This is a genomic window from Limnohabitans sp. 63ED37-2 (assembly GCF_001412535.1).
GTDB lineage: Bacteria > Pseudomonadota > Gammaproteobacteria > Burkholderiales > Burkholderiaceae_C > Limnohabitans_A.
In genome coordinates, this window is the sequence record NZ_CP011774.1 from 771,497 (window position 1) to 796,018 (window position 24,522).

Below are 24,522 nucleotides of genomic sequence, written 5' to 3' on the forward strand. Positions count from 1 at the left end.
AATTGCGCTCGAAATCCCCAATCACCTGAACATCAGATGGAAATTCTAGTACCCAGTTCCACCACCGCGTTTCCTGGTAATTTGAAAAATTCAACCACTCCGCCTGCGTTTTGACTCATGGTGGCGAAGAGCTTTTCGCGCCAGATCGGCATGCCGGCTCCGGGGGTCGGTACGACGGTTTCACGGCTGAGAAAGTAACTTGTCTCGAACACAGGTACCGACAATCCGTGTGGCGAGGTCAATTCCAGAGCTTTAGGTACGTCTGGTGTATCCATAAAGCCATAGTTCACCTGCACACGCCAAAAGCTATTGCCCAGTGGTTTGACGTCTACTCTGCGTGTCAAAGGAACCCATGGGACATCCTCGAAATGCACCGTGAGAATCACGTTCTGCACATGCAGCACCTGGTTGTGTTTGAGGTTGTGCAGCAGCGCTTGGGGCACAGTCTCAGGGTCGGCTACCGCGTAGACAGCGGTACGTTCTGCTTTGTTCACGCTGCCGGGATCGAGCTGGTCGATGAAGTCTTGCAGCGACAGGCCATCTCGGCGAGTGCTGTCCATCATCAACTCTCGACCTCGCCGCCAGGTGCTCATCAAAATGAACAGTGCCAGACCTAGTGTCAGCGGGAACCAGCCACCATCCAGGAATTTGATGGCGCAACCTGCCACAAGCAGCGCATCAATGAAAAGGAAAAATACAGTGGCACCGATGGCCAAAGGCGCTGGCATGCGCCAGGATTCACTGACCACAAAGTACGTCAGCATGGTGGTGATCATCATCGTCAGAGTGACCGCAATGCCATAGGCGCTAGCCAGTGCCGACGAACTGCCGAAAAACAGGACAACGGCCAACACACCCACCAACAGCGCCCAATTCACCCCTGGCATATAAATTTGGCCCATTTCGCGAGCGCTGGTGTAGTGCACCCGCATGCGCGGCAAAAAGCCCAATTGCATCGCCTGTTTGGTCAGCGAATAAGCGCCTGAAATGACCGCCTGCGAGGCAATGATGGCGGCCAGTGTGGCCAGTACCAGCGCGGGGATCAGCCACGCTTCAGGGAAAAGGCGGTAGAACGGATTCTGGATGGCCGACGGGTCACCCATCAGCAATGCGCCTTGGCCTAGGTAGTTGAGGGCCAGACCCGGTAAGACCAAGCCGGTCCAGGCGATTTGGATGGGTTTGCGGCCGAAGTGGCCCATGTCAGCATAAAGCGCCTCCGCACCCGTCAACGCCAGGACGATCGCGCCCACAGCTGCGAACATGTGCCAACCGCGATTTGACAGAAATTCCCACGCGTGCAGCGGGTTCAAGGCGGCCAAAATGGCCGGCTGCTGAGCAATGTGCCACACCCCCACTGCGCCGAGCACGACGAACCACAAAATGATGATGGGTCCAAAGAATCGCCCGACCACGGCAGTCCCAAAACGCTGCATGAAGAAAAGGCCAATCAAAATGGCCATCGTTGCCGGAACCACATAGGGCTTGAGCGCCGGAGTCAGAACCTCCAAGCCTTCCATGGCACCGAGCACTGAAATGGCAGGGGTGATCAAACTGTCTCCGTAGAACAAAGTGGCACCGAATACACCCAGCAACAACAAACTGCGGCGCAGAGCCGGACGCTTTTCAACTGCGTGTGCTGCCAGCGCCGTCAGTGCCAGTCCACCCCCTTCACCGTGATTGTCCGCGCGCAAAATCAGGATCACGTACTTAAGAGTCACCACCAGCATCAGCGCCCAGAAAATGGCGGACACCGCACCGATCAAATGCAGGGCATCCAAAGGCACACCCGTGTGCGGCGCAAAAATTTCCTTCACGGTATAGAGAGGGCTGGTGCCAATATCACCATAAACGATGCCTATAGCGGCCAATGTGAGTGCCGCGAGACCCTGTTTGCCAGGCGTTTGATCATCTGGATTGGGCGTATCGGACATTGGGAAATTTTGCATGGAGGCTCCATTGCTGAACATAGCCTCGACGATGCCCCACACCGCGTTAGGAATGCATAAGTGCCTGAGCTGACTCAGGCATCGGCATCCGGTTCGGCCAGACGGTAACCCACTCCTGGCTCGGTCAGGAGGTGCTGTGGATCGGTGCTGTCGACCTCTAATTTGGCGCGCAACTGGCCCATGTACAAACGAAGGTAATGGGTCTGATCGGTGTGCTCAGCCCCCCACACGTCCAGCAGCAACTGGCGATGTGTGACCACTTGGCCCGCTTGGCGCACAAGGCGAGCCAAGAGGGCATATTCGGTGGGCGTGAGTCGTACTTCAATTTCCGCCAGTTGCACACGGCGGGTTTTCAGGTTCACCTGCAAGGGACCGTGACGGTAATGCAGCAATGCCGGTTCGGCGGAGTGGCCGCGATGACGCAGAGCCACGCGAATTCGTGCGAGCAGTTCGCCGATGCCAAAAGGCTTGACCAAGTAGTCGTCAGCGCCTTGGTCAAGGAGTTGAATTTTTTGCCCTTCGGCTTGTCGGGCTGAAATGACAATCACGGGTGTGTTGCTGCTGCGGCGCAGATCCGTCAACAGCGATTGACCGTCCCCGTCTGGCAAGCCCAGATCCAGCACGATCAAGTCGATGGCCTCGCCTGCCGGAGCGTGCTGCAACTGAGCTCGTGCGTCGGCCAGACTGACCGCTGTCTTCATTGCATAGCCCTCAACTGACAAAGCTTCAAGCAGAGAACTCCGAAGAACTCGGTCATCTTCTACAAGCAAAATGCGTCGACTCATTGTTGCGCCTCAGGCACTTGGGCCGTTGGTGGCGTCAGGCCACCGCCTGCAAAAGGCAATCGGCATTCAAAGAGACTTCCGCCTTCGCCCCTCGCACGCAGCTGCAACTCGCCATGGTGCGCTCGGGCAATGGCGCGGCACACAGCCAAGCCCACACCTGCGCCTCGGTCAGGGCCTGCATCACTGTGGGGTGGCGTGTTCTCGCCCCGCTGGAATACCTCGAACACCTTCTCTTGCCACGATGTAGCGATTCCGGGGCCACGGTCACTGACGGTCAGTACCAAAAATTCGCTGTCGCATTTGGCATGCAATTCCACCAGCGTGTCGGCCGGACTGTACTTGAGGCCATTGTCCAGCAGGTTATCCAGAAGTTGCGAGACCAGCAGTGCGTCGCACCACAGCAGGGGCAGATTTGGCTCTACCCAGACTTGCACTCGGCTGCCATCGGGTCGTCGCCGAATGCGTTGCAATACCGCACCCACAAGTTCTTCGGTCGATTCCCAGTCGCAGCGCAATATCACTGCTGGAGCATCCAGGCGGGCCAGCTGCAAAGTGTTGTCGGTCAGTCGCGCCAAGCGCTCACTTTCTTCAACGATGCCAGCGGCGAGTCGTCGCCGCTGATCGGCATCCATGCGCTCACCTTGCTCCAGAAGGGAAGACGCAGCGCCCATGATGGTAGCCAAAGGCGTGCGGTAGTCATGCGAAATCGCAGCCAGCAAGGTATTTCGCACAGCCTGCAGCTGGGCTTGTTCCCGGGCCTGTTGCTCCTGTGCCGTGATCAATGAGCGCTGCAAGGCACCCCCCATTTGATCGCAGAGCGCCTGTAAATGGGGTCGAAGCTGCGGCCCATTTGCATGACCGCCCAAGCCGGTGATCAGTGCAGCGCCCAGCGTGACGCGACGACCGCGCAACGGCAAATAGACGTCTGGCAACTGTTCATAACGACCGCTTCCAGGCCCCATCGCATGGCCTTCTCGTACACACAGAGACAGACCAGAGCGTTGTTCATGGGTTGTTTCACCAAGCTGCAAGGCTGCAGTTTTGTCTGTTTGTTCATCAAGCGATCGCAATACCGATACCGCCACAGGGGTGCCGGTCGCCTCTTCAAGAGCCATGCGCAGCGCAGCGGCATGGGCCGCCGGGTCGCTGGCATCGCGCAGCGTGTCACCCCATTGGCGCAGCCGTGCTTCCTGATCAGCCAAGGTGCGTGCAGCCTGTGTCAAATGACGCTGGCGAATGACCAGTCCTGCAATGATCCAGTTCACCAGAAGCAATGCCAACAGCAGCAATGCGTTTTGGTAAATGTCCACGGTGAAGGTGAACTTTGGCGGGACAAAAAACCAATTGAAGGCCAATACAGCCCCTGCGCTGACGAGCATGCTGGTCCAGCCTGCGAGCCATAAAGATGACAGTGCGGAGGCCAATACGAGCAACATGGCAAGATTGGCCAGATCGAGCTTGTGCTCCAACAGGGTCATTGCAGCCCAGGCAATTGCCCAGATCGTTGACGCAAAGCCCGTGCTTTTGAGATGTTGAGGAGACATGATGCGAGCCTACCGTAACGCGCATTAGGAAGTTATAAGGCAGCAATGGCTGACGTCTTCAACTGGCCATTGGGTACGCTTTGTGGGGTACGTTTCAGCTGACCTGTCGGCGCGACATCAGAACCATGACTGGTTGCAAATCAGTGACCGCTTTCGGCAGTTTGCAGAAGGTCATCTGTTTTATGCGGACGACTGCTTTCGCTGCAACCCCGCCCTTGGCTAAATCAGCGCACCCAGAGCAGGCCCACAGTTTTAAGTCCCAGCATCGTGAGAGCCAGTGAACCCAACAAATGCAAACAGGCCGTGCCAGCCGCCAGCGCAAATCGGCCTTGCTGCAGCATGGCGACCACTTCGGCCGAGAAGCTGGAGAAGGTGGTCAAGGCGCCTAAGAAGCCGGTGACCAGCGTGAGTCGCCAGACCGGGTCCAGGTCGGGCAGTTGCTGGAACACACCCACACACACGCCCACCAAGTAGCCGCCGATCAGGTTGGCGGCCAGTGTCCCCCAAGGCATCAGACCGGCACTGGCGGGGTTGAGCCACAAGCCCAGCTGCCAGCGAGACAGCGCCCCCACACTGGCGCCAATGCAAATCGCGATCACCGTGAGCATGGGGTGGGTCCTTTGGGCTGTGGATTAGCAGGTCTTAAAACGGCGGGTCTTCTTCGTCGGCTGCACCAGCACCCGTGTTGACGGTTGAACTGAGCACGGTGCGCGTGGTGCTCGGCACCGGGTCGGCAGCTGCCGCACCCAGCTCCATTTCACCGCCCAGAGCTTCGATCAGGCTGTCGATCAGCGGCCCGAGCAAGCCGGTGGACAAGGCCACGTCGGCGTCAAACCGGTCTTCTTTTTTGTCAGTGCCCGATTCGTCCATCACACCATCGAGGTACTGCACTTTTTTCAGCTGCAAGGTGTCGGTCAGCACAAAGGCCACACGCCCGTCCCAGCTGAGCGCCAGTTGGGTGGGCAGTTTGCCCTCCATCACATGTTTGCGCACGTCGTCGTTGGCCAGGTGGTGGCGGGTAAAGCGCACACTGGCCGCGTCTTCGCCGCTGGACTTGAGCACGGTCTCTCGCTCGACTGTCAAATCAGACGGCCATTCGTCGGGCGTGGGCGCCAGCAGCCACTGCGTCATGGCCGCTTGCGGGGATGTCACCGTCTGGATCAGCGATACCGAGAGACCACCCATCACGTTCATCAGCGCCGACATGACTTCGTCGGCCTTGCCTTGGCTGCCCGCGTTCAGCACCAAGCGGCGGTTTTCCAGATCCATCCACACCAGCACGGTGGACTGGCGGGCAAAAGCCTGCGGCAGCAGCGACAGCAGCACGTCGTCCATCAGCTCGCGTTTTTCTTTTTTGCCAGGTTTGCGGCCCGTGGCCGCTTCGATTTCGGCGATGCGCTCGTCCACTTTGCGGCGCACCACGATGCCCGGCACCGCCTTGGACTCGATCATGAGTTTCAGAATCCACTGCCCGGCCACAGACTCCACCAAGGGGCCATGCGCCTCGCCACGCGGCGGCACCCAGCCAATCGATTTGTCTTGGCTCGCGCCACATTCCACAAACTGCACCGGCTCCAGCGCCGCCTGCACATCGGTCAAGGAGGGCGAAAAGCCCTCGCCGATGCGGTAAACCATCACATTTTTGAACACAAACAATCCTTACTGCCCAAATGAACAACCCGTCCTTTGGGGACGGGTTGAATCATAGGGGATGAACCGACCTTGAAGCTCAGAGTTTCATCTGGGTGGGCAACCAAGTGACGATGCCGGGCACAAAGTAAATCAGCATCACCGCCCCCACCATCAAGAAGAACATCGGCATGGACACGCGGGCGATGTAGGGCAGTTGCTTGCCCGTCATGCCCTGCAGCACAAACAGGTTGAAGCCCACGGGCGGCGTGATCTGCGCCATCTCCACCACAAACACGATGAAGATGCCAAACCAGATCGGATCGATGCCTGCTTTTTGCACGGTGGGCATGAGCACGCCCATGGTCAGCACCACCATGGAGATGCCGTCCAAAAAGCAGCCCAAGATGATGAAGAACACCATCAAAGCCATGATGAGTGCAAAGGGGCTGAGGCCCAGGCCACCGATCCATTCGGCCAAGTGGCGCGGCAAACCGATATAGCCCATGGACAAGGTCAAAAACGCAGCCCCCGCCAAGATCAGGGCGATCATGCAGTAAAGGCGCGTGGCCCCCATCAAGGCGTCTTTGAACACGGCCCAGCTCATGGAGCCCTGCAGTGTAGACAGCGCCAACGCGCCCACCACGCCCACGGCAGCGGCTTCGGTGGCGGTGGCAAAGCCGGTGTAAATCGAGCCCAGCACTGCCGCAATCAGCAAGACCACCGGAATCAGGCTGCTGGAGGATTCGAGCTTTTGCATGAAGCTCATGGGCGCGTCACGCGGCGGGATCTGGTCCGGGTGGCGAAGTGACCAATAGATGATGTAGCCCGAAAACAGCCCGGCCAGCAAGATGCCGGGCAAAACCCCTGCAATGAAAAGCTGGGCAATCGACACATCGGCCGCCACGCCGTACACGATCATGATGATGGACGGTGGAATCAAAAGGCCAAGCGTGCCAGAGCCAGACAGGGTGCCAATGACCATGTCCTCGGGGTAGCCGCGTTTTTGCAGCTCGGGCAGGGTCATCTTGCCAATCGTGGCGCAGGTGGCCGCGCTCGAGCCCGACACGGCCGCAAAGATGGCGCAGCCCACCACATTGGTGTGCAGCAAGCGCCCGGGCAGGGCTTGCATCCAAGGGGCCAGGCCCTTGAACATGTCTTGGCTCAGGCGCGTGCGAAACAGAATTTCGCCCATCCAGATGAACAGGGGCAGAGCGGTGAGGGTCCAACTCGAGGCCGAGCCCCAGATGGTCATTGCCATGGCGTCACCCGCGGGTCTGGCGGAAAACAATTGCATGCCCACCCATGCCACACCCGAGAGCGTGAGACCAATCCACACGCCACTGCCTAAAATCAAAAACAGCGTCAGGACCAAGAGCCCTGTGATCATCATGTCATTCATGGCAAGTCATTCGTTGCGCAGCATCTCGCCGCTGTCAAGAGCGGTCCGTTGCCCTAGGATTTCCAGCACCAGCTCGTCCACAAAGGCCACAGCAAAAATCACGGTTCCCAGCGCCATGACCAACTGTGGGATCCACAAAGGCGTGGCATCGTTCCCGGTCGAGATGTCATGGAACTCGATGGATTGCCAAACGAGGCGACAACTGTAGAAGGCGAACAAGCAAGCCAGCAGGCTGGCCAGCGACAGGCTGAACACTTCCATGCCCCGGCGTGCAGCCCCTTTGAACAAGCCCAGCACCAAGGTCACGCGGATGTGTTCACCACGCTTCAAGGTGTGGGCCAGCGCCAAAAAGCCCGCCCCGGCCATAAGGTAACCGGCATAAGCGTCAGTGCCAGGCACATGCACATGGAGCTGCCGACTCAAGACGGACAGCAGCACCATGAACAGCAGGCCGCACATGCACAGCGCCGCCAAGGCGGCGGTGCTGTCATAGATGACGTTGAGCAGTCGGCGCATGCGTTCAGCGGTTGAACGCGTCGACGATGGCCTTGCCTTCGGCGCCCGACTTTTCAAGCCACTCTTTCATGATGACGTCGCCCACTTTTTTCATGTCGGCTTTGAGTTGCGCAGAAGGTGGCGCCACCGTCATGCCATTGGCCTTGAGGGTTTCCAGCGTGGTGGTGTTGACTTTGCGAGACTCGGTCCAACCCCGGGTCTCAGCGGCAGCAGCAGCTTTGAGCACAGCCTCTTGTGTGGGCTTGTCCAAGGCATCAAAGGCTTTTTTGTTGGCAATCACCGCGTTTTTGGGCAACCAGGCTTGCACGTCGTAGTAGTACTTGAGGTGTTCGTACAGCTTGCTGTCCACGCCCGTGGCACCCGATGTCATGGTGGACTCGACCACGCCCGTGGCCAAGGCCTGTGAGAACTCGGCCGCTTGCACCGTGACGGGCTGAGCACCGATCAGTTCAGCGATCTTGGCGGTGGTGGGGCTGTAAGCACGCCACTTGATGCCCTTAAGGTCGGCGGCGCTGTTGATCGGTTTCTTGCTGTAAATGCCCTGTGGAGGCCAAGCCACCGAGTACAAGAGCATCATGCCTTGCTCAGCCAGCTTCTTTTCCAGCAGAGGCTTTTGCGCTTTGTAAAGCTTCATGGATTCGTCGTAGCTGTCGGCCAGAAAGGGCAAGCCGTCCGCACCAAAGGGCTGCCATTCGTTTTGGAAGTTGACCAACAAGATCTCACCCAATTGGGCTTGACCGCCTTGCACCGCACGCTTGATTTCTGGGGCCTTGAACAGCGACGCGTTGGCGTGCACCGTGATTTTGAGTTTGCCGCCAGATGCTTTGTCCACGTCGGCCGCAAATTGCGTCATGTTGACCGTGTGGAAGTTGGTGGCTGGGTAAGCGGCGGGCAGGTCCCATTTGGTTTGGGCCGACACAAAGCCGGAAACAGCGAGCAGGCCAGCCAGCAGGCTGAGGTGAAGGGCGCGACGTTGCATGAAAACTCCTGTGAAAGATGGAAATGAACGGTTCACTGGGCAGTGCAAGAAAGGTGCCCGCTTCACGCGTGCATCGGGTGCATCTGTCTGGTGCCCACTGTAGGCAAGGCGGAGCCAATCCGTGCTCGGTGTTTTCCCTTAACGTCAACAAATTGTTGGCAAATTGTCGGCATCGGGCATAGACTTTCTCATCTCTCCAGCCTTGACGGAACCCATGCCGCGCAAAAATTCCCTGAGCACCTCAGCCACCAGCCCCATCGTGTCCTCGGCCCACCTTGTCTCGCCCGACAGTGCCGAGATGAGCGAGTTCGAGTTCGGCCTGATCGTGGCGGGCAATGCCTTTCACCGCTGGATCATCCATTGCATGGCGGCCGCGGGCCTGAAAGATTTGACGCCGCTGGATGTGCTGGTGTTGCACCACGTCACGCACCGTGCGCGGGACAAACGCTTGGCCGACATCTGTTTCATCATGAACATCGAAGACACCCATTTGGTGAATTACGCCCTGAAAAAGCTGCAAGGCCTGGGTGTGGTGGTGTCGCAAAAGAATGGCAAAGACGTGACCTATGCCGCCACCGACGAAGGCCGCGCATACGTGCAGCGCTACCGAGAGATCCGCGAGAGTTGCCTGATCGACGCCCTGAAGGCCGACGATGGCTTGAACCGTGACATTGGCGAGTTGGCCCGCTTGCTGCGAGTGCTCTCGGGCATGTACGACCAAGCGGCGCGTGCGGCGGCCTCTTTGTGAACCTGTTTTTGAATCCCGATTGTTGAGCGACTTATGACCGAATCCCACATCACACCCGCTGGCCCAAACCGTTGGCAGTTCTGGATCGACCGGGGCGGCACCTTCACCGACGTGGTGGGCAAGCGCCCCGACGGCAGCTTGGTCACGCACAAGTTGCTCTCTGAAAACCCTGAGCAATACCGCGACGCGGCGGTGGCGGGCATTCGGCATTTGCTGGGCTTGAAGCCCGGCGAGCCGGTCACACCCGAGCTGGTCGAATGCGTGAAGATGGGCACCACGGTGGCCACCAACGCTCTGCTGGAGCGCAAGGGTGAGGCCACGCTGCTGGTGACCACACAAGGCTTTGGTGACGCGCTGCGCATTGCGTATCAAAACCGCCCGCGTTTGTTTGACCGCCAGATTGTGTTGCCCGAGTTGCTCTACAGCGCGGTGGTCGAGGCGCAGGAGCGGGTGGCGGTGGACGGCGAGGTGTTGTTGCCGCTCGACGAGGTGCATTTGCGCACCCAGCTGGTTGATGCGCACCAACAAGGCGTGCGCTCGGTGGCCATCGTTTTCATGCACGGCTGGCGGCACACGGCGCACGAGTTGGCGGCGGCACGGCTGGCGCGTGAAATGGGCTTCACCCAAGTCAGCACTTCGCACCAAACCAGCCCGATGATGAAGTTGGTCAGCCGGGGCGACACCACGGTGGTGGATGCGTATTTGTCGCCCATCTTGCGCCGTTATGTGGACCAGGTGGCCAGCGAAATGCCGGGCGTGAAACTGATGTTCATGCAGTCTTCGGGCGGCCTCACAGACGCACAGGTGTTTGCGGGCAAGGATGCGATTTTGAGTGGCCCAGCGGGGGGCATCGTGGGTATGGCCCGCACGGCGCAGCTGGCCGGGCACGACAAGGTGATTGGTTTTGACATGGGCGGTACGTCGACGGATGTGTCGCACTTTGCCGGGCAGTTTGAGCGCGAGTTTGAAACCCAGGTGGCGGGTGTGCGCATGCGTGCGCCCATGATGAGCATCCACACCGTGGCCGCAGGCGGCGGTTCGCTGCTGGCTTTTGATGGTGCGCGTTTTCGTGTCGGTCCCCAAAGCGCGGGGGCCAACCCGGGCCCAGCCAGTTACCGACGCGGCGGGCCGCTGGCCGTGACCGATGCGAACGTGATGGTGGGCAAGGTGCAACCCCGGTTCTTCCCATCGGTGTTTGGGCCGGAGGCGAACCAGCCGCTGGACGCCGAGGTGGTGCGAGGGCATTTTGCAAAACTGGCTGCACAAACTGGGCGGGCCGCTGAAGACGTGGCGCATGGTTTCATCCAGATCGCGGTGCAGCAGATGGCCAACGCGATCAAGAAAATCTCGGTCGCACGGGGCTACGACGTGACACGCTACACACTGCAATGCTTTGGTGGCGCGGGCGGGCAGCATGCGTGTTTGGTGGCCGATGCTTTGGGCATGTCGCAGGTGCTGGTGCACCCGCTGGCGGGCGTGCTTTCGGCTTACGGCATGGGCCTGGCGGACCAGAACGTGATGCGCGAGGAATCGGTGGAGCGACGACTGGATGCGGCGGCCATGCCGCTGATGGCCGAGCGCTTGCAGGCTTTGGGCGAATCCACCCGCTTGGCCTTGCTGGCGCAAATGGGCGGGGACGCAACCCATGTCGACCGCATTGAGCTGCGCCAGCGCGTGCATTTGCGCTACGAAGGCACCGACTCGGCGCTGGTCGTGCCCTGGGGCAATCAGGATCAATTGGTGGCGGGATTTGAGGCGGCATATCGCCAGCGCTTTGCCTTCTTGATGCAGGGCAAGGCCCTGGTGGTCGAAGCGGTGTCGGTCGAGGCGGTGCTGCCCGGTGATGCGCCTGAAGAGGCCGTTCATGCGCTGAACCCCAAGCGCGAAGTGCCGCGCCGCGACACGGTGCGGGTGTACGCCGCCAACGCGCAAGGGGTGGCCGCGTGGCAAGAAGCTGCTCTGGTGGTGCGCGAAGACATGCGCCCGGGTGATGTGATCGACGGCCCGGCCATCATTGCCGAGAAAAATGCCACCACGGTGGTGGAGCCCGGATGGCAAGCGCGGTTGACTGCGCTTGACCATTTGCTGCTGGTGCGGGTGCAAGCACGCGCGGTGCAACACGCAGCAGGCACGCAGGCCGACCCGGTGCTCCTGGAGGTGTTCAACAACCTCTTCATGAACATCGCCGAGCAAATGGGGTTGCAGCTGCAAAACACGGCCTACTCGGTCAACATCAAGGAGCGGCTGGACTTCTCTTGCGCCTTGTTCAGCGCAGAAGGTCACCTGATCGCCAACGCGCCGCACATGCCCGTGCACCTGGGCTCGATGGGCGAGAGCATCCAGACCGTCATTCAGGAGAACAAAGGGCGCATGCAGCCAGGCGATGTGTTCGTGCTGAACGACCCGTACCACGGTGGCACGCATTTGCCCGATATCACCGTCATCACGCCCGTGTATCTGGAGGGTCACGCTGACCCGGTGTTTTATGTCGGCTCACGCGGCCACCATGCCGATGTGGGCGGCTTGACGCCAGGCTCCATGCCACCGTTTTCCACGCGCATCGAAGAAGAGGGCGTGCAGATCAACAACGTCAAGCTGGTCGAGGCGGGTCATTTGCGCGAAGCCGAGATGGTGGCTTTGCTGCAAAGTGGCGAATACCCCTCGCGCAACCCGGCGCAAAACATGGCTGACCTGAAAGCGCAAATTGCCGCCAACGAAAAAGGCGTGCAAGAGCTGCGCCGCATGGTGGACCAGTTTGGCCTGGACGTGGTGCAGGCCTATATGCGCCATGTGCAGGACAACGCCGAGGAGTCGGTGCGGCGTGTCATCACGCGCCTCAAAGACGGGTCGTTCACTTTCCCCTTGGACAACGGGGCGCAGATCCAAGTGGCGGTGCGCGTCAATGCTGCAGACCGCACGGCAGAGATCGACTTCACCGGCACCAGCGCTCAGCTGTCCAACAACTTCAACGCCCCGCGTGCGGTGTGTATGGCGGCGGTGCTGTACGTGTTCCGCAGTTTGGTGGACGACGACATTCCTTTGAACGCGGGTTGCCTGAAGCCGCTGAAAGTCATCATTCCGCAAGGCTCCATGCTCAACCCCAACCCTCCTGCTTCTGTGGTGGCGGGCAATGTGGAAACCTCGACCTGCATCACCAACGCACTGTTTGGCGCTTTGGGTGTGATGGCGGGCAGCCAGCCGACCATGAACAACTTCACCTTCGGCAATGCGCGGGTGCAGTACTACGAAACCATCTCGGGTGGCAGCGGTGCGGGTGGGCGTTTTGACGCGCAGGGTGCTTTGGTGGGTGGTTTTGACGGCACCTCGGTGGTGCAAACCCACATGACCAATTCACGCCTGACCGACCCCGAAGTTTTGGAGTTCCGCTTTCCGGTGCGGCTGGAGAGTTTCGCCATCCGCCAGCGATCAGGGGGCGCGGGACGTTGGCGCGGTGGCGATGGCGGCGTGCGCCGGGTGCGCTTCTTAGAGCCCATGACGGCAGGTATTTTGTCGAATGGGCGTGTGCGTCCGGCCTTTGGCATGGCCGGTGGTCAAAGCGGCTTGCCGGGCATCAACCGCGTGGTGCGCAGCGATGGTCGTGTCGAGAAATTGGCGCACATCGGCCAAGTGGAGATGCAGGAGGGTGATGTGTTCGAGATTCACACGCCTGGGGGTGGCGGCTTCGGGCAAGACTGAGGCCATGTTTCGGGCAGACCCGTCTGCCCGAAACAGGTTCATGCTGGATCAGTTCTTGGCGGGCTGCGATTTGCCTGCCGTGGCATCGGCGCTCTTGGGGGCGGCTTTGCCGCTGTCCTTGGCCGCATCCTTGGCGGGGTCTGCCGCTTTGGCTGGTTTTTTCTCTGCGGCTGTGCCCGCCGATTTGGCGGTGTAGGCGCTACCCTGCACCCGCACGCCTTGGTCGGACAGGCTGAGGGCTTTTTGTGGGCCCATGCCCTTGACGCGGCTGGTCACATCTTCCCAGTCTTTGAAGGGCGCTTTTTTGCGCTCGCCCATCAGCTCCTTGGTCAGGACCGGGCCAACGCCTTTTAAGGCGTCTAGCTCCACCTCGCTGGCTTTGTTCAGGTCAATTTGTTGGGCCCAGGTCAGCCCCGCGAATCCAATGGTCAGCAAAACACCTGCGATTTTTTTCCACATGAAGCGCTCCTCTGGTTGACTGCAAAAATGTGCAGTGCGGTCTATTGTGAGAAAGCCCAGCGAGTTTGCGAAGATGTCCCTGGATAAAAATGAAACAATATGTATTGATAAAGAAGCAGCCAGCCGAGACTCAAGTTGATTGTTGTTCCAGCTTTCGACCTGCGATCAAAGCGGTGAAGAAGCCATTGAACCATTGCATGTTCACAGGTTTCGCCATGAAGATGGTGCCTTCTGGCAAGCCCCCGCGGGCCGCGATTTCTTCTTGTGACAAGGCCGAGATCACCAAACAGGTCATGCGCTGAAATTGGGCCGAGTGCTTGAGGGTGCGCAGCAGCTCAAACCCATCCACACCGGGCATGTTCAGGTCGGCAATCAGCACATCCGGCTGGATGCTGGCCATGTCGATCAGCGCCTCTAGGCCCGAGGACATGGCGGTGCAGTCCACCGGCATTTCGCATCGGTTGCAGAAGTCGCGCACCATGTCCCGGGTCACGGGGTCGTCTTCGACCAGCAAAACCCGCAATCTGTATTCACGGGTCTCGCTGGGACTCATCAGCATGTTGTGCTTTTTCTGATAGTCCCGAATCGACGGCATGGAGATGCGGCGGTGGCCGCCTTGTGTCTTCCAAGCTTGGAGTTCGTTTTTTTCCACCAAAGTCTGGATGGTTCCCACCGACAAGCCCAGCAATTTGGCTGCGTAGGTGGTGCCACAGTAGTCTTCGGGCGTGTCGGGTGTGGGATGTGTTTGCATGGCTTTATTTTAGTGATAAAAATGCCAAATGGCTTAAAAGGAATACTTTTTTACCTTTATTGAAACATCTTGAAACAAATTTCGGCGAGCAATCCTCGAAAGTCGCCTTCTGCATGCTGAAGAGCGGTCCCGTCCGCGACAAACACAAGGCCTCAGCCCGTGAGGTGCACCCTTAATATGAAGGGCAACAACAGGAGACCTTTCGATGTCCGCTCACGCTGCTGTCTGGCCTGCTCGCCTGCCCGCCAAGATCACCGCACCCGCCACTTCCTTGTGGATGAACTTGGCCATCAGTGCCATGCGTTACCCTGACAAAGCCGCACTGGTGTTCATGGGCCGGGTCTGGACCTACCGCGAATTGATGGCCAGTGCCGAGCTCCTGGCGGGGCAACTCAAGGCCTTGGGGGTGCAAGCCGGGGACCGTGTGGTGCTGGACATGCAAAACTGCCCACAGCTGGTGATCACGCACTTCGCCATTTTGCGCATCGATGCGGTGGTGGTGCCGGTCAACCCGATGAACCGGGCCGAAGAGCTCAAGCACTACATCACCGACCCGGACACGCAAGTGGCCGTGACCACGGCCGATTTGGCGCCTGAGCTGGCGCAGGCCAGCGCGGCCTTGCCGCCCGAGCAGCGCCTGAAACACCTGGTGGTCACTCAATTTACCGATGTGTTTGACCCAGAGGCCGTGGGTCCCGAAGACATGCCTGAGGCGTGGCGGCCGTGGTTGCTGCCGGTGCGCGATTTACCGTCCATCAACTCAGGCCACGTGCATGCTTGGGCCGACCTGATGGCTTCTCCTGCTGTGGACTTGCCCCCGCCTCAGGCCAAGACGGATAACCTGGCCATCTTGCCCTACACCAGCGGTACCACCGGATTGCCCAAAGGCTGCATGCACACACACGGCACCATCATGCACAACGCGATGTCCAGTGGCTTGTGGGGCAATGGCACTCCCGAAAACGTGACCTTGTGCGTGGTGCCCATGTTTCACATCACCGGCATGGTCAGCGTCATGCACACCAGCATTTTGCTGGGGGCCAGTCTGGTGCTGATGCCGCGCTGGGACCGTGATGTGGCAGGGCATTTGATCTCCAAATGGGCCGTGACGCACTGGACCAACATCCCGACCATGGTGATTGACCTGCTGGGCAGCCCGAACATGGACCGTTATGACCTGAGCAGCTTGGTCTATATTGGCGGCGGCGGTGCGGCCATGCCCGAGGCGGTAGCGCAGCGTTTGCTGGACCAGTTCGGGCTGCGCTACGTGGAAGGTTATGGCCTGACCGAGACGGCGGCGCCTTCGCACACCAACCCGCCCGATGCGCCCAAAAAACAGTGTTTGGGCATACCGTTCATGAGCGTGGAGTCGCGCATCGTTGACCCCGAGACCTTGGCCGAGCTGCCGACCGGCGAGTCGGGTGAGATCGTGATCAGCGGCCCGCAGGTGTTCAAGGGTTACTGGAAACGACCCGAGGCGACCGCCGATGCTTTCTTTGAGCGTGACGGTTTCTTGTTTTTCCGCTCGGGCGACATGGGGCGGGTGGATGAAGCGGGTTACTTCTTCATGACCGACCGATTGAAGCGCATGATCAACGCCAGTGGCTTCAAGGTCTGGCCCGCCGAGGTCGAAGCCCTGATGTTCCGCCACCCTGCGATTCAAGAGGCCTGCATCATCGCCACCCGCGACGCTTATCGGGGCGAGTCGGTCAAGGCGGTCGTGGTTTTACGGCAAGACCACAAAGGCAAAGTGTCCGAGCAGGACATCATCGACTGGTGCCGTGAGAACATGGCCGTTTACAAAATGCCCCGCGCCGTGAGTTTTGTCGACGCTCTGCCCAAGAGCGGCAGCGGCAAAGTCATGTGGCGGGCACTGCAAGAGGCCGAAATGGCCGCCTTGGGCGCACCTGCTAAGGCATGAGCCCATGTACCCATCGACACCCGAATGAGCCTGAGACTTTCCATCCTGGACCAATCGGCTGCTGCCTCCGGGCGCGGCCAAGACGCGACCATCCGACAAACCTTGGCGCTGGCGCAAAAGGCCGAGGCTTGGGGCTATGACCGTTTTTGGGTGAGCGAGCACCACAGCCACCCCAGCATTGTGGGCAGCGCCCCCGAAGTCTTGATGGCCGCCATTGCCGCCCGTACCCAGCGCATACGCATCGGCAGCGCGGGGGTGATGCTGCCGCACTATGCGCCGCTGAAAGTGGCTGAGCAGTTCCGTGTGCTGGATGCCTTGGCCCCCGGTCGCATCGATCTGGGCGTGGGCCGGGCCCCTGGCAGCGACGGGCGCACCGCCCAGTTGCTCAACCCCGACCGCAGCGCCTCGGAGCGTTTTCCGCAGCAGGTCATGGAAATGCAAGCTTGGGTGAGTGGCCACAACCTGCCACCCGGTCACCCGGGGCACAACGTGTTTGCCTACCCGCTGTCAGAGACCACTCCCACCGTGTGGATGCTGGGCAGCTCGGATTACGGCGCCCAGCTGGCCGCACATTTGGGCTTGCCTTATGCGTTTGCTTATTTCATCACCGACGGGCAGGGTGCAGATGAAGCCCTGCAGATTTACCGCGAAACTTTCCGGCCCAGCGCAGCGCTGCAAAAGCCCCATGCCGCCCTGTGCGTCTGGGCCCTGGCCGCTGACACCGACGAAGAGGCCCTGCGCCTGTTCGAGAGCCGCGCCCGCTGGAAGATGGACCGCAACCTGGGCCGCATCGGGGCATTGTTGCCACCCGAAGAAGCGGCCCGAGACTACAGCCCGGCCGAGCAGTTTGCGCTGCAGCGCTTGCGTGAAGGCGCTTTGATGGGCTCGGCCGCCACTGTGGGCCGCAAATTGCGCCAACTGGCCGCGCGGCTGGAGGTGCAAGAGCTGGTGGTCATCACCTGGACACATGACCCTGCAGCGCAAATGCACTCTTACGAGTTGCTCGCCCAAGAATTTGGATTGACGGCAAACTCCACGTTTTGATTTTTAAACCCTCAGGATTTTTGACATGTTCACCACCGCAATCGCGGGCAGCTTGCCCAAACCCGCTTGGCTCGCTGAGACCGAAAAGCTCTGGCCCCAGTGGACCACCCAGGGGCCCGAGCTGCAGCAAGCCAAGGCCGACGCCACGCTGCTGTGGATCAAGGCGCAGGAAGACGCAGGCTTGGATGTGATTGGCGACGGCGAGCAAGCCCGCCAGCACTTTGTGCATGGCTTTGTCGAGCAGGTCGAGGGCATTGACTTTGTGAACAAAGTCACCATGGGCATCCGCAACAACCGCTACGACGCGCAGGTGCCGCAAGTCATCGCGCCGCTGCGCCTGAAAGGCCGCGTGCACGCTTTCGAAGCCCAGTTGGCACGCGCCCACACGAAGAAGAAACTCAAATTCACCTTGCCTGGCCCGATGACGATTGTGGACACCGTGGCCGACCGCTTTTATGGCGACAAGGTCAAGATGGCCATGGCCTTTGCCGAGCTGCTGAACCAAGAAGCGCTGGCGCTGCAAGCCGACGGCGTGGACATCATCCAGTTCGACGAGCCCGCCTTCAACGTCTACATGGACGATGCGGCCGATTGGGGCGTGAAGGCGCTGGAAGTTGCTGCGCGAGGCCTGACCTGCACCACCGCCGTGCACATTTGCTACGGCTATGGCATTGAAGCCAACAACAAATGGAAAGAGACGCTGGGCCACGAATGGCGTCAGTATGAAAAAGTCTTCCCGGCATTGGCCAAGAGCAGCATCCAGCAAGTGAGCCTCGAGTGCATGCACTCGCATGTGCCGATGGAGATGATGAAGCTGCTGGAAGGCAAGGACGTGATGGTCGGCGTGATCGACGTGGCCAACCCGGCCATCGAAACCGCCGAGGAAATCGCGGACACCATTGGTCGTGCGCTTCAGTTTGTGCCCAAAAACCGCCTGATCGCCTGCACCAACTGCGGCTTGGCCCCCATGAGCCGCGCTGTGGCCGAGGCCAAGCTCAAGGCCTTGGCCGAAGGCGCCAAACTGGCCAGCCAGCGTTACGCCTGAGGCGCTGTGCCTTGGGGCACCACCCGCCATAACCTGGCCTCTGGCCGGGTTATGCTTGCCCTTTTGCCAGACCTCTCGGATCTTTGAATGCCCCAACAAACGCTGCCGCCGCCCCTGACCTCTCCTGACCTGCTCAACGCCACGTTGGCGGACCATGGGTTTGCGGTGCTTGGCGCCGCCAGTGTTTGCGCTTTGGCGGGTGTCAAGATCGAGGCGCTTCAAGCACTGCAATCCTCTTGGCAAGATTTGCCGCCTGACCAATACCTCAAGGATGGCGGCCGTTACCGCCGCCGCCGCCACGCGAGCTTCGAAGTCACGCCCGGCCAAGTGCAGGCTGTGCCGCACCGCGCCCACTGGCAGCCACTGTCATACAACGCCTTGCATGGCGGCATGCAGCGCTGGTTTGAGCCCATGGCGACTGCGGTCGTGCAACAAGACGCTTGGCAGAAACTGTTGTGTTGGTTGGCCAAAGTGGCTTCTGCGGCCCAAGGCGACCAGACTTGGTTCACCGAAGCCCACCAGTTCCGCATTGACACCACCGACGGCATTGGACGGCCTACACCCGAAGGGGCTCACCGCGATGGTGTGAACTGGGTGGCGGTGTTTTTGGTGGGTCGCCACGGCATCAAAGGCGGCGAAACCCGGGTGTTCGACATGGACAGCCCCCGGGGCCAGCGCTTTACCTTGAGCGAGCCTTGGTCATTGCTGCTTCTGGACGACAGCCGCGTGATCCACGAAACCACACCCATCCAGCCTGAGCAAGAAGGCGGTTGGCGCGACACCCTGGTGGTCACGCTCCGCGCGGGTGGTTTTCTGGACGAGCCCACGCGCTGAAGCAGCGGGGGGGCACTCGGATCAATCTCGGAAGTTGTCGAAGGACAGCGGTAGCTCGGTCATGTCCTTGCGCAGCAGGGCCATGGCGGCTTGAAGATCGTCGCGCTTGGCACCGGTCACGCGCACCGCATCGCCTTGGATGGACGCCTGCACTTTCAACTTGCTTTCCTTGATGACTTTGGTGATCTTCTTGGCGTCTTCGGTCTCGATGCCGTTTTTGACTTTGATGACCTGCTTGACCTTGTCACCGCCGATTTTCTCGACCTTGCCGATGTCCAAAAAGCGTACGTCCACGTTCCGTTTGGTGAGCTTGTTGCGCAAGATGTCTTCGACTTGTGTGAGTTGAAATTCGGCGTCACCAAACATCGTGATCTCTTTGTCCTTGAGTTCGATGTTGGCCGATGTGCCTTTGAAGTCAAAACGGGTGCCAATTTCTTTGGCGGAGGTGTCAACGGCGTTGCGCACTTCGACCATATTGGGTTCACAAACGGTATCAAACGAGGGCATGGCGGTAAAAGTCAAAGGTTGAGGATGCGACAATTCTCCCATGAACCTGGAGAAAAATGTCCCCCTGCAGCCGTACAACACCTTCGGCATCGCCGCCAAGGCGCATGCATTGGTGCGCGTGCGCTCAGAAGCCGACTTGTTGGCTGTGTTGGCCGACCCACAACTGGCCAGCTCACCCAGGCAGGTGCTGGGCGGCGGCAGCAACATCGTGTTGACCGGCGACGTCAAGGCGCTGGTGCTCAAGATGGAGGTGCCAGGCATGGGTCTGGTGGGTGAGACCGACAAACACTGGCTGATCGAGGCTGGAGCTGGTGTTGACTGGCATGCGCTGGTGGCCTGGACCCTGGACAACGGTTACCCGGGTTTGGAAAACATGGCCCTGATTCCTGGCACCGTGGGCGCATCGCCCGTGCAAAACATCGGCGCTTATGGCGTGGAGCTGCAAGACCGCTTCGATTCGCTGGACGCCATGGACATGTTCACGGGCGAGTTGTTCAGCCTGAACGCCGCGCAGTGCGGCTTCAGCTACCGCGATTCGGTGTTCAAACACGCCTCGGGCGGACCCGATGGCTTGGGCCTGGCAGGCCGTGCGGTGATTTTGAGGGTGCGTTTTGCGCTGCCCAAGCGCTGGAAGCCCGAGCTGGGCTATGCGGACCTGGAGCGCAAGATGGCCGAGACGGGCATCCACAGCCCCGATGCCCGGCAGATTTTTGACTGGGTGGTGGCGATTCGCCGGGCCAAATTGCCTGATCCACAGGTGATCGGCAACGCGGGCAGCTTTTTCAAGAACCCCACTGTGACGGCAGACCAATGCGCCGACATCATCGCCCGTGAACCCAAGGTGGTGCACTACCCCATGCCGGACGGCTCTATTAAGTTGGCGGCAGGTTGGTTAATTGACGCGTGCGGTTGGAAAGGCAAGACCGTTGGACACGCCGGGGTCTATGAAAAGCAGGCGCTGGTGTTGGTGAACCGGGGCGGGCGCGAGAACCCTTGCACGGGGGGTGAGGTAATGACCTTGGCCAAGGCGATTCAGACCAGTGTGTACGAGCGCTTTGGGATTCGGCTGGAGCCTGAGCCGGTTGTGATTTGAAGTTCTGGGTTCGTAGTTTTGTTCCGCCCCGGGTATTGGCCTGAGCGGTCGGCCTCATCACTCGCTTCGCTCGCCAAATCGGACGATCCGCTCAGGCCGCAACCCGGCGCTTCGCTGGTGGACATTTCAGGGATTTCCTGATGCGCAAAAACTGTCTGACGGTTACAGTTTTCCGGATTCACAGGAGCGCTCACAATGACACCAGAACAACTTGTCCGCAAAGTCACCGCCATCACGGGTTACACCCATGCGGCAGGGGTGGAGGTGGTGTCCGCAGAGCCGGGTCAGGTGACGTTGTCATTGGCCAAAAAGCCTGAACTCTTGCAGTTCAATGGCTTTTTCCATGGAGGCGTGGTGTCAGGCTTGGCTGACCATGCAGCGGGTGCTGCGGCCACCACCGCATTGCCGGCAGGCAAGATCGCGGTCACGGTCGATTTGCATGTGAACTTCTTGGCCCCGGCCAAAGGGCAAACCTTGTTGGCCAAAGCCCGTACGCTTCAGGTGGGGGGCACCATTTGTGTGGTGGCCGTTGAGTTGGTAACCCATCCAGCCGAAGGACAAGGGCCCTGTGCGGTGGCCCATGTCACCCTGCGGGTGGTGGACATGCCGCCACTGAAATAAAAAAACGGCCCAAAGGCCGTTTTTCACTGAAGCATCAAAGCATCATTTTTTACCGCTGCCATCCAATTTGTAGATGTGCGGTCCTTCGCCCACCGACAACAATCCAGCGTGCGCGTAGATGCCCAGCTTGGCGCGTGTGTCCACGATGTCGAGGTTGCGCATGGTCAGCTGGCCGATGCGGTCCAGCGGGCTGAACGGCGCGTCTTCCACTTTTTCCATCGACAAACGCTCTGGAGCGTAAGTCAGGTTGGCCGATTCGGTGTTCAGGATGCAGTAGTCGTTGCCGCGGCGCAGCTCCAGCGTCACGGTGCCGGTCACGGCGCGGGCCACCCAGCGCTGGGCGGTTTCGCGCAGCATGATGGACTGCGGGTCGAACCAGCGGCCTTGGTACAACAAGCGGCCCAAGCGCAGGCCGTTGATGCGGTACTGCTCAATAGTGTCTTCGTTGTGGATGCCGGTGACCAAACGCTCGTAGGCGATGTGCAGCAGCGCCATGCCGGGGGCTTCGTAGATGCCGCGGCTCTTGGCTTCGATGATGCGGTTCTCGATCTGGTCGCTCATGCCCAGGCCGTGGCGACCGCCGATTTCGTTGGCTTTCAGGAACAATTCGACCGGGTCGGCGTATTCCACGCCGTTCAGTGCCACGGGCATGCCTTCTTCAAAGCGCACGCTCACTTCTTCGGCTCTGACCTCGACTTCGGGCTTCCAGAACGCCACGCCCATGATGGGGTTGACGATCTTCATGCCGCTTTGCAGGCTTTCCAGGTCTTTGGCTTCGTGGGTCGCACCCAGCATGTTGCTGTCGGTGGAGTAGGCCTTTTCGGCGCTCATCTTGTAGCCAAAACCGTTGGCGGTCATGAAAGCGCTCATTTCGGCGCGGCCACCCAGCTCGTCGATGAACAGTTGGTCCAGCCAAGGCTTGTAGATCTTGAGGCTCGGGTTGGTGAGCAAACCGTAGCGGTAAAAGCGCTCGATGTCGTTGCCTTTGAAGGTCGAGCCGTCGCCCCAGATGTTGACGTCGTCTTCCTTCATGGCAGCCACCAGCATGGTGCCGGTCACGGCGCGGCCCAGCGGGGTGGTGTTGAAGTAGGTGATGCCACCGGTGGAGATGTGGAAAGCGCCGCACTGGATGGCGGCAATGCCTTCATGCGCCAGTTGGGTGCGGCAGTCAACCAGGCGGGCTTTTTCTGCGCCGTATTCCATCGCCTTGCGGGGAATCTCGTTGTAGTCCGACTCGTCAGGCTGGCCCAGGTTGGCGGTGTAGGCGTAGGGCAGGGCGCCCTTTTGCTTCATCCACAGCAGGGCGGCAGAGGTGTCTAGGCCGCCGGAGAAGGCGATACCGACTTTTTGCCCTTTGGGCAGGTTTTGCAAGATGGTGCTCATGGCAGGTTCAACCGAAGTGGCAGATGTAGTGGTAGGTCTCGGTCACGCGGATCTCGAACTTGGAGTTGCCAGGGACGTTGAATTTTTCGCCAGCGCTGGACTTGACCCATTCGGTGCTGCCGTCGAGCTTGTATTCGCAAGAACCACCCACGCATTCCATGATTTCGGGCGCACCGGTGTTGAAGGTCAAGGTGGCGGGCAGGATCACGCCCACCGATACAGAGGTGCCATCGGCGCGGGTCAAGCTGTGGCTGACGCACTTGCCGTCAAAGTAGACGTTGGCTTGTGTTTTGACGGATACGCCGTCGATTTTTTGGGTGGTCATGGGTGGTGCTTCAAAGGGGGCGGGACAATCCCGCGTCAATGGAAAAGGGCGTCTTCAGACGCCCTTGGTGGCCAATCAGCCTGACATTTTAGGCCAGACGGCCGATCCCGATCAGTGACCGGCAAGCAGCGGACATCAGGGTCTTTCAGCGCCAATGGCCGTGGCGGCGGCTGTGAACGGGGCCTTGGCTCCATCCCCATCCCAACTGGATGTGGCTGTAGACCGGAGGTGGGGCAAATCGGTAAACCGGGGCGGGGACGTACACCACACGGGATTCGGTGATGACGGGGGGCAGCACGGTGCTTGTGGTCACCACCGTGTCCGCGGGCGCGGCCGACTGGGGCATGCCCACGGGCGTGACCTGCAGCTGGATGGTGGGGCCCGGGTCTTGTGGCAGTTGCACGCTGTATTGCTTGCCTGCGTATTCGTAAACCACGTTGTAGCCGCTCAAACGGTTTTCATACGCGGTCTGGGTGGTGCAGGTGGTTTGGTTTTGAATCTGACTGCCCGGATTTTCGATCCGGTCACCCAGGATGGCGCCCCCCATGACACCGGCCATGGTGGCCAGCGCACGGCCTGATCCGCCCCCGACTTGGTTGCCAACCGCCGCACCGGCGATGGCCCCCATCAGAGCCCCGGCACCGGATGTGGTGTTTTGCACGGCCACAGGTGTGGCGGTGCAGGTTTGGCGCGGCACAGCAACCTGTTGGTAGACGGCGGTGCGGGAGATCACTTGTCCGACTTCTTGGGCCTGCGTCAGGCCCGCGCTTGCCAACAAGAGGGTGGTCATCCAAGTTTTCATCATCGCTATCTCCTTCATGCCGTTGTCCTTCACGCTACTGTGGACGAGTTTAGCGGTGGAGCATCGACTGAAGATGGCTGGCACGTAAAGTTGAGGTCTTTTCGATGACCGTTGTGTGGCGCTCAGGCAGGCCATTGCTCAGGCGAGAAGCCGACCGTCACCTTGCCCGAAGGCCAGGCGATCACCGGCCGTTTGATGGTGCTGGCGTGCGCCAACATGACTTGTTTGGCGCTGGCGCTGTCCTTCACACCCGCTTGCACGGCGGCGTCCAGCTTACGCCAGGTCGTGCCTTTGCGGTTGAGCAGGGTTTCCCAGCCCACCGCGCTCAGCCAGGTGTCCAGTTTCGCCTCGGGCACGCCTTGTTTTTTGAAATCGTGGAATGCCGCGTTCAAACCCTGGTCGGCCAGCCAGGTGCGGGCTTTTTTGACGGTGTCGCAATTGGGAATGCCGTAAACAATGGGGTCCATGGGGATTCGATCAAATGGAAAGTGA

23 protein-coding genes are annotated in these 24,522 nt (G+C 60.0%); 8 read left to right on the forward strand and 15 right to left on the reverse strand.

From position 1 onward, the window contains the following. Positions 1–32: 32 nt before the first annotated feature. The 8 genes from L63ED372_RS03675 to L63ED372_RS03710 all read right to left on the reverse strand — a co-directional run bounded on the left by L63ED372_RS03675 (position 33) and on the right by L63ED372_RS03710 (position 8,801). The gene (locus L63ED372_RS03675; protein ID WP_062403468.1) at positions 33–1,931 is read right to left on the reverse strand and encodes a potassium transporter Kup; all 1,899 of its coding nucleotides are present in this window, start codon (positions 1,929–1,931) and stop codon (positions 33–35) included. Positions 1,932–2,020: 89 nt separating this feature from the next. After that, positions 2,021–2,731 (reverse strand): response regulator, encoded by a 711-nt coding sequence (locus tag L63ED372_RS03680; protein WP_062403471.1) that lies wholly within the window; start codon positions 2,729–2,731, stop codon positions 2,021–2,023. Beyond that, on the reverse strand, positions 2,728–4,275 hold the full coding sequence (locus L63ED372_RS03685; protein ID WP_082431574.1) for an ATP-binding protein: 1,548 nt from the start codon (positions 4,273–4,275) through the stop codon (positions 2,728–2,730). Before L63ED372_RS03685 ends, L63ED372_RS03680 begins: the two co-directional genes overlap by 4 nt. Before the next feature lie 224 nt (positions 4,276–4,499). Continuing rightward, the gene (gene crcB / locus L63ED372_RS03690) at positions 4,500–4,883 is read right to left on the reverse strand and encodes a fluoride efflux transporter CrcB (protein WP_062403476.1); all 384 of its coding nucleotides are present in this window, start codon (positions 4,881–4,883) and stop codon (positions 4,500–4,502) included. 34 nt (positions 4,884–4,917) lie between these two features. Further along, positions 4,918–5,925 carry a recombination-associated protein RdgC gene (locus L63ED372_RS03695; protein WP_231624553.1) on the reverse strand — a complete coding sequence of 336 codons (1,008 nt, stop codon included), beginning with the start codon at positions 5,923–5,925 and terminating at the stop codon, positions 4,918–4,920. 79 nt (positions 5,926–6,004) lie between these two features. Next, a complete protein-coding gene (locus tag L63ED372_RS03700) occupies positions 6,005–7,306 on the reverse strand; it encodes a TRAP transporter large permease (protein WP_062403482.1) in 1,302 nt (433 codons plus the stop codon). Between the two features lie 6 nt (positions 7,307–7,312). Continuing rightward, a complete protein-coding gene (locus tag L63ED372_RS03705; protein WP_062403485.1) occupies positions 7,313–7,822 on the reverse strand; it encodes a TRAP transporter small permease in 510 nt (169 codons plus the stop codon). A 4-nt stretch (positions 7,823–7,826) separates the two neighbouring features. Beyond that, positions 7,827–8,801: a TRAP transporter substrate-binding protein gene (locus tag L63ED372_RS03710; protein ID WP_062403489.1), complete on the reverse strand. Its 975-nt coding sequence runs from the start codon at positions 8,799–8,801 to the stop codon at positions 7,827–7,829. Positions 8,802–9,015: 214 nt separating this feature from the next. Between L63ED372_RS03710 and L63ED372_RS03715 the strand changes: the two genes are divergently transcribed. After that, positions 9,016–9,549: a winged helix DNA-binding protein gene (locus L63ED372_RS03715; RefSeq protein ID WP_062403492.1), complete on the forward strand. Its 534-nt coding sequence runs from the start codon at positions 9,016–9,018 to the stop codon at positions 9,547–9,549. A gap of 33 nt (positions 9,550–9,582) precedes the next feature. Continuing rightward, positions 9,583–13,245 (forward strand): hydantoinase B/oxoprolinase family protein, encoded by a 3,663-nt coding sequence (locus tag L63ED372_RS03720; protein WP_062403496.1) that lies wholly within the window; start codon positions 9,583–9,585, stop codon positions 13,243–13,245. A 48-nt stretch (positions 13,246–13,293) separates the two neighbouring features. Here L63ED372_RS03720 and L63ED372_RS03725 read toward each other — a convergent pair whose 3' ends face one another. Both L63ED372_RS03725 and L63ED372_RS03730 read right to left on the reverse strand, forming a co-directional pair. After that, positions 13,294–13,704 carry a ComEA family DNA-binding protein gene (locus L63ED372_RS03725; protein WP_082431575.1) on the reverse strand — a complete coding sequence of 137 codons (411 nt, stop codon included), beginning with the start codon at positions 13,702–13,704 and terminating at the stop codon, positions 13,294–13,296. Positions 13,705–13,834: 130 nt separating this feature from the next. After that, positions 13,835–14,455, reverse strand: coding sequence for a response regulator (locus L63ED372_RS03730; protein WP_062403499.1), 621 nt, complete (start codon positions 14,453–14,455; stop codon positions 13,835–13,837). 205 nt (positions 14,456–14,660) lie between these two features. Here L63ED372_RS03730 and L63ED372_RS03735 point away from each other — a divergent pair, with 205 nt between their 5' ends. The 4 genes from L63ED372_RS03735 to L63ED372_RS03750 all read left to right on the forward strand — a co-directional run bounded on the left by L63ED372_RS03735 (position 14,661) and on the right by L63ED372_RS03750 (position 19,299). Next, on the forward strand, positions 14,661–16,376 hold the full coding sequence (locus L63ED372_RS03735; RefSeq protein ID WP_062403501.1) for a long-chain fatty acid--CoA ligase: 1,716 nt from the start codon (positions 14,661–14,663) through the stop codon (positions 16,374–16,376). Positions 16,377–16,400: 24 nt separating this feature from the next. After that, a complete protein-coding gene (locus L63ED372_RS03740) occupies positions 16,401–17,420 on the forward strand; it encodes an LLM class flavin-dependent oxidoreductase (protein ID WP_197275319.1) in 1,020 nt (339 codons plus the stop codon). A gap of 25 nt (positions 17,421–17,445) precedes the next feature. Further along, on the forward strand, positions 17,446–18,465 hold the full coding sequence (locus L63ED372_RS03745) for a methionine synthase (RefSeq protein ID WP_062403505.1): 1,020 nt from the start codon (positions 17,446–17,448) through the stop codon (positions 18,463–18,465). Positions 18,466–18,552: 87 nt separating this feature from the next. Continuing rightward, entirely contained in the window at positions 18,553–19,299 is a 747-nt protein-coding gene (locus L63ED372_RS03750) for a 2OG-Fe dioxygenase family protein (protein WP_062403508.1), read from the forward strand. Positions 19,300–19,320: 21 nt separating this feature from the next. Here L63ED372_RS03750 and L63ED372_RS03755 read toward each other — a convergent pair whose 3' ends face one another. Further along, positions 19,321–19,806 carry a YajQ family cyclic di-GMP-binding protein gene (locus tag L63ED372_RS03755; RefSeq protein ID WP_062403511.1) on the reverse strand — a complete coding sequence of 162 codons (486 nt, stop codon included), beginning with the start codon at positions 19,804–19,806 and terminating at the stop codon, positions 19,321–19,323. Positions 19,807–19,846: 40 nt separating this feature from the next. Between L63ED372_RS03755 and murB the strand changes: the two genes are divergently transcribed. Together murB and L63ED372_RS03765 are read left to right on the forward strand one after the other, a co-directional pair. Beyond that, entirely contained in the window at positions 19,847–20,899 is a 1,053-nt protein-coding gene (gene murB, locus L63ED372_RS03760) for a UDP-N-acetylmuramate dehydrogenase (RefSeq protein ID WP_062403515.1), read from the forward strand. A 195-nt stretch (positions 20,900–21,094) separates the two neighbouring features. Then, on the forward strand, positions 21,095–21,520 hold the full coding sequence (locus L63ED372_RS03765; RefSeq protein WP_062403518.1) for a PaaI family thioesterase: 426 nt from the start codon (positions 21,095–21,097) through the stop codon (positions 21,518–21,520). Between the two features lie 42 nt (positions 21,521–21,562). Here L63ED372_RS03765 and argG read toward each other — a convergent pair whose 3' ends face one another. The 4 genes from argG to L63ED372_RS03785 form a co-directional block, all read right to left on the reverse strand. Next, positions 21,563–22,903, reverse strand: coding sequence for an argininosuccinate synthase (gene argG / locus L63ED372_RS03770; protein ID WP_062403521.1), 1,341 nt, complete (start codon positions 22,901–22,903; stop codon positions 21,563–21,565). A gap of 7 nt (positions 22,904–22,910) precedes the next feature. Further along, complete coding sequence (ppnP, locus tag L63ED372_RS03775; RefSeq protein ID WP_062403524.1) at positions 22,911–23,228, reverse strand: pyrimidine/purine nucleoside phosphorylase; 318 nt, start codon at positions 23,226–23,228, stop codon at positions 22,911–22,913. A 145-nt stretch (positions 23,229–23,373) separates the two neighbouring features. Next, positions 23,374–24,033 (reverse strand): glycine zipper 2TM domain-containing protein, encoded by a 660-nt coding sequence (locus L63ED372_RS03780; RefSeq protein WP_335338100.1) that lies wholly within the window; start codon positions 24,031–24,033, stop codon positions 23,374–23,376. Between the two features lie 119 nt (positions 24,034–24,152). Next, a complete protein-coding gene (locus tag L63ED372_RS03785; protein WP_062403527.1) occupies positions 24,153–24,497 on the reverse strand; it encodes an arsenate reductase in 345 nt (114 codons plus the stop codon). Positions 24,498–24,522: the final 25 nt, after the last annotated feature.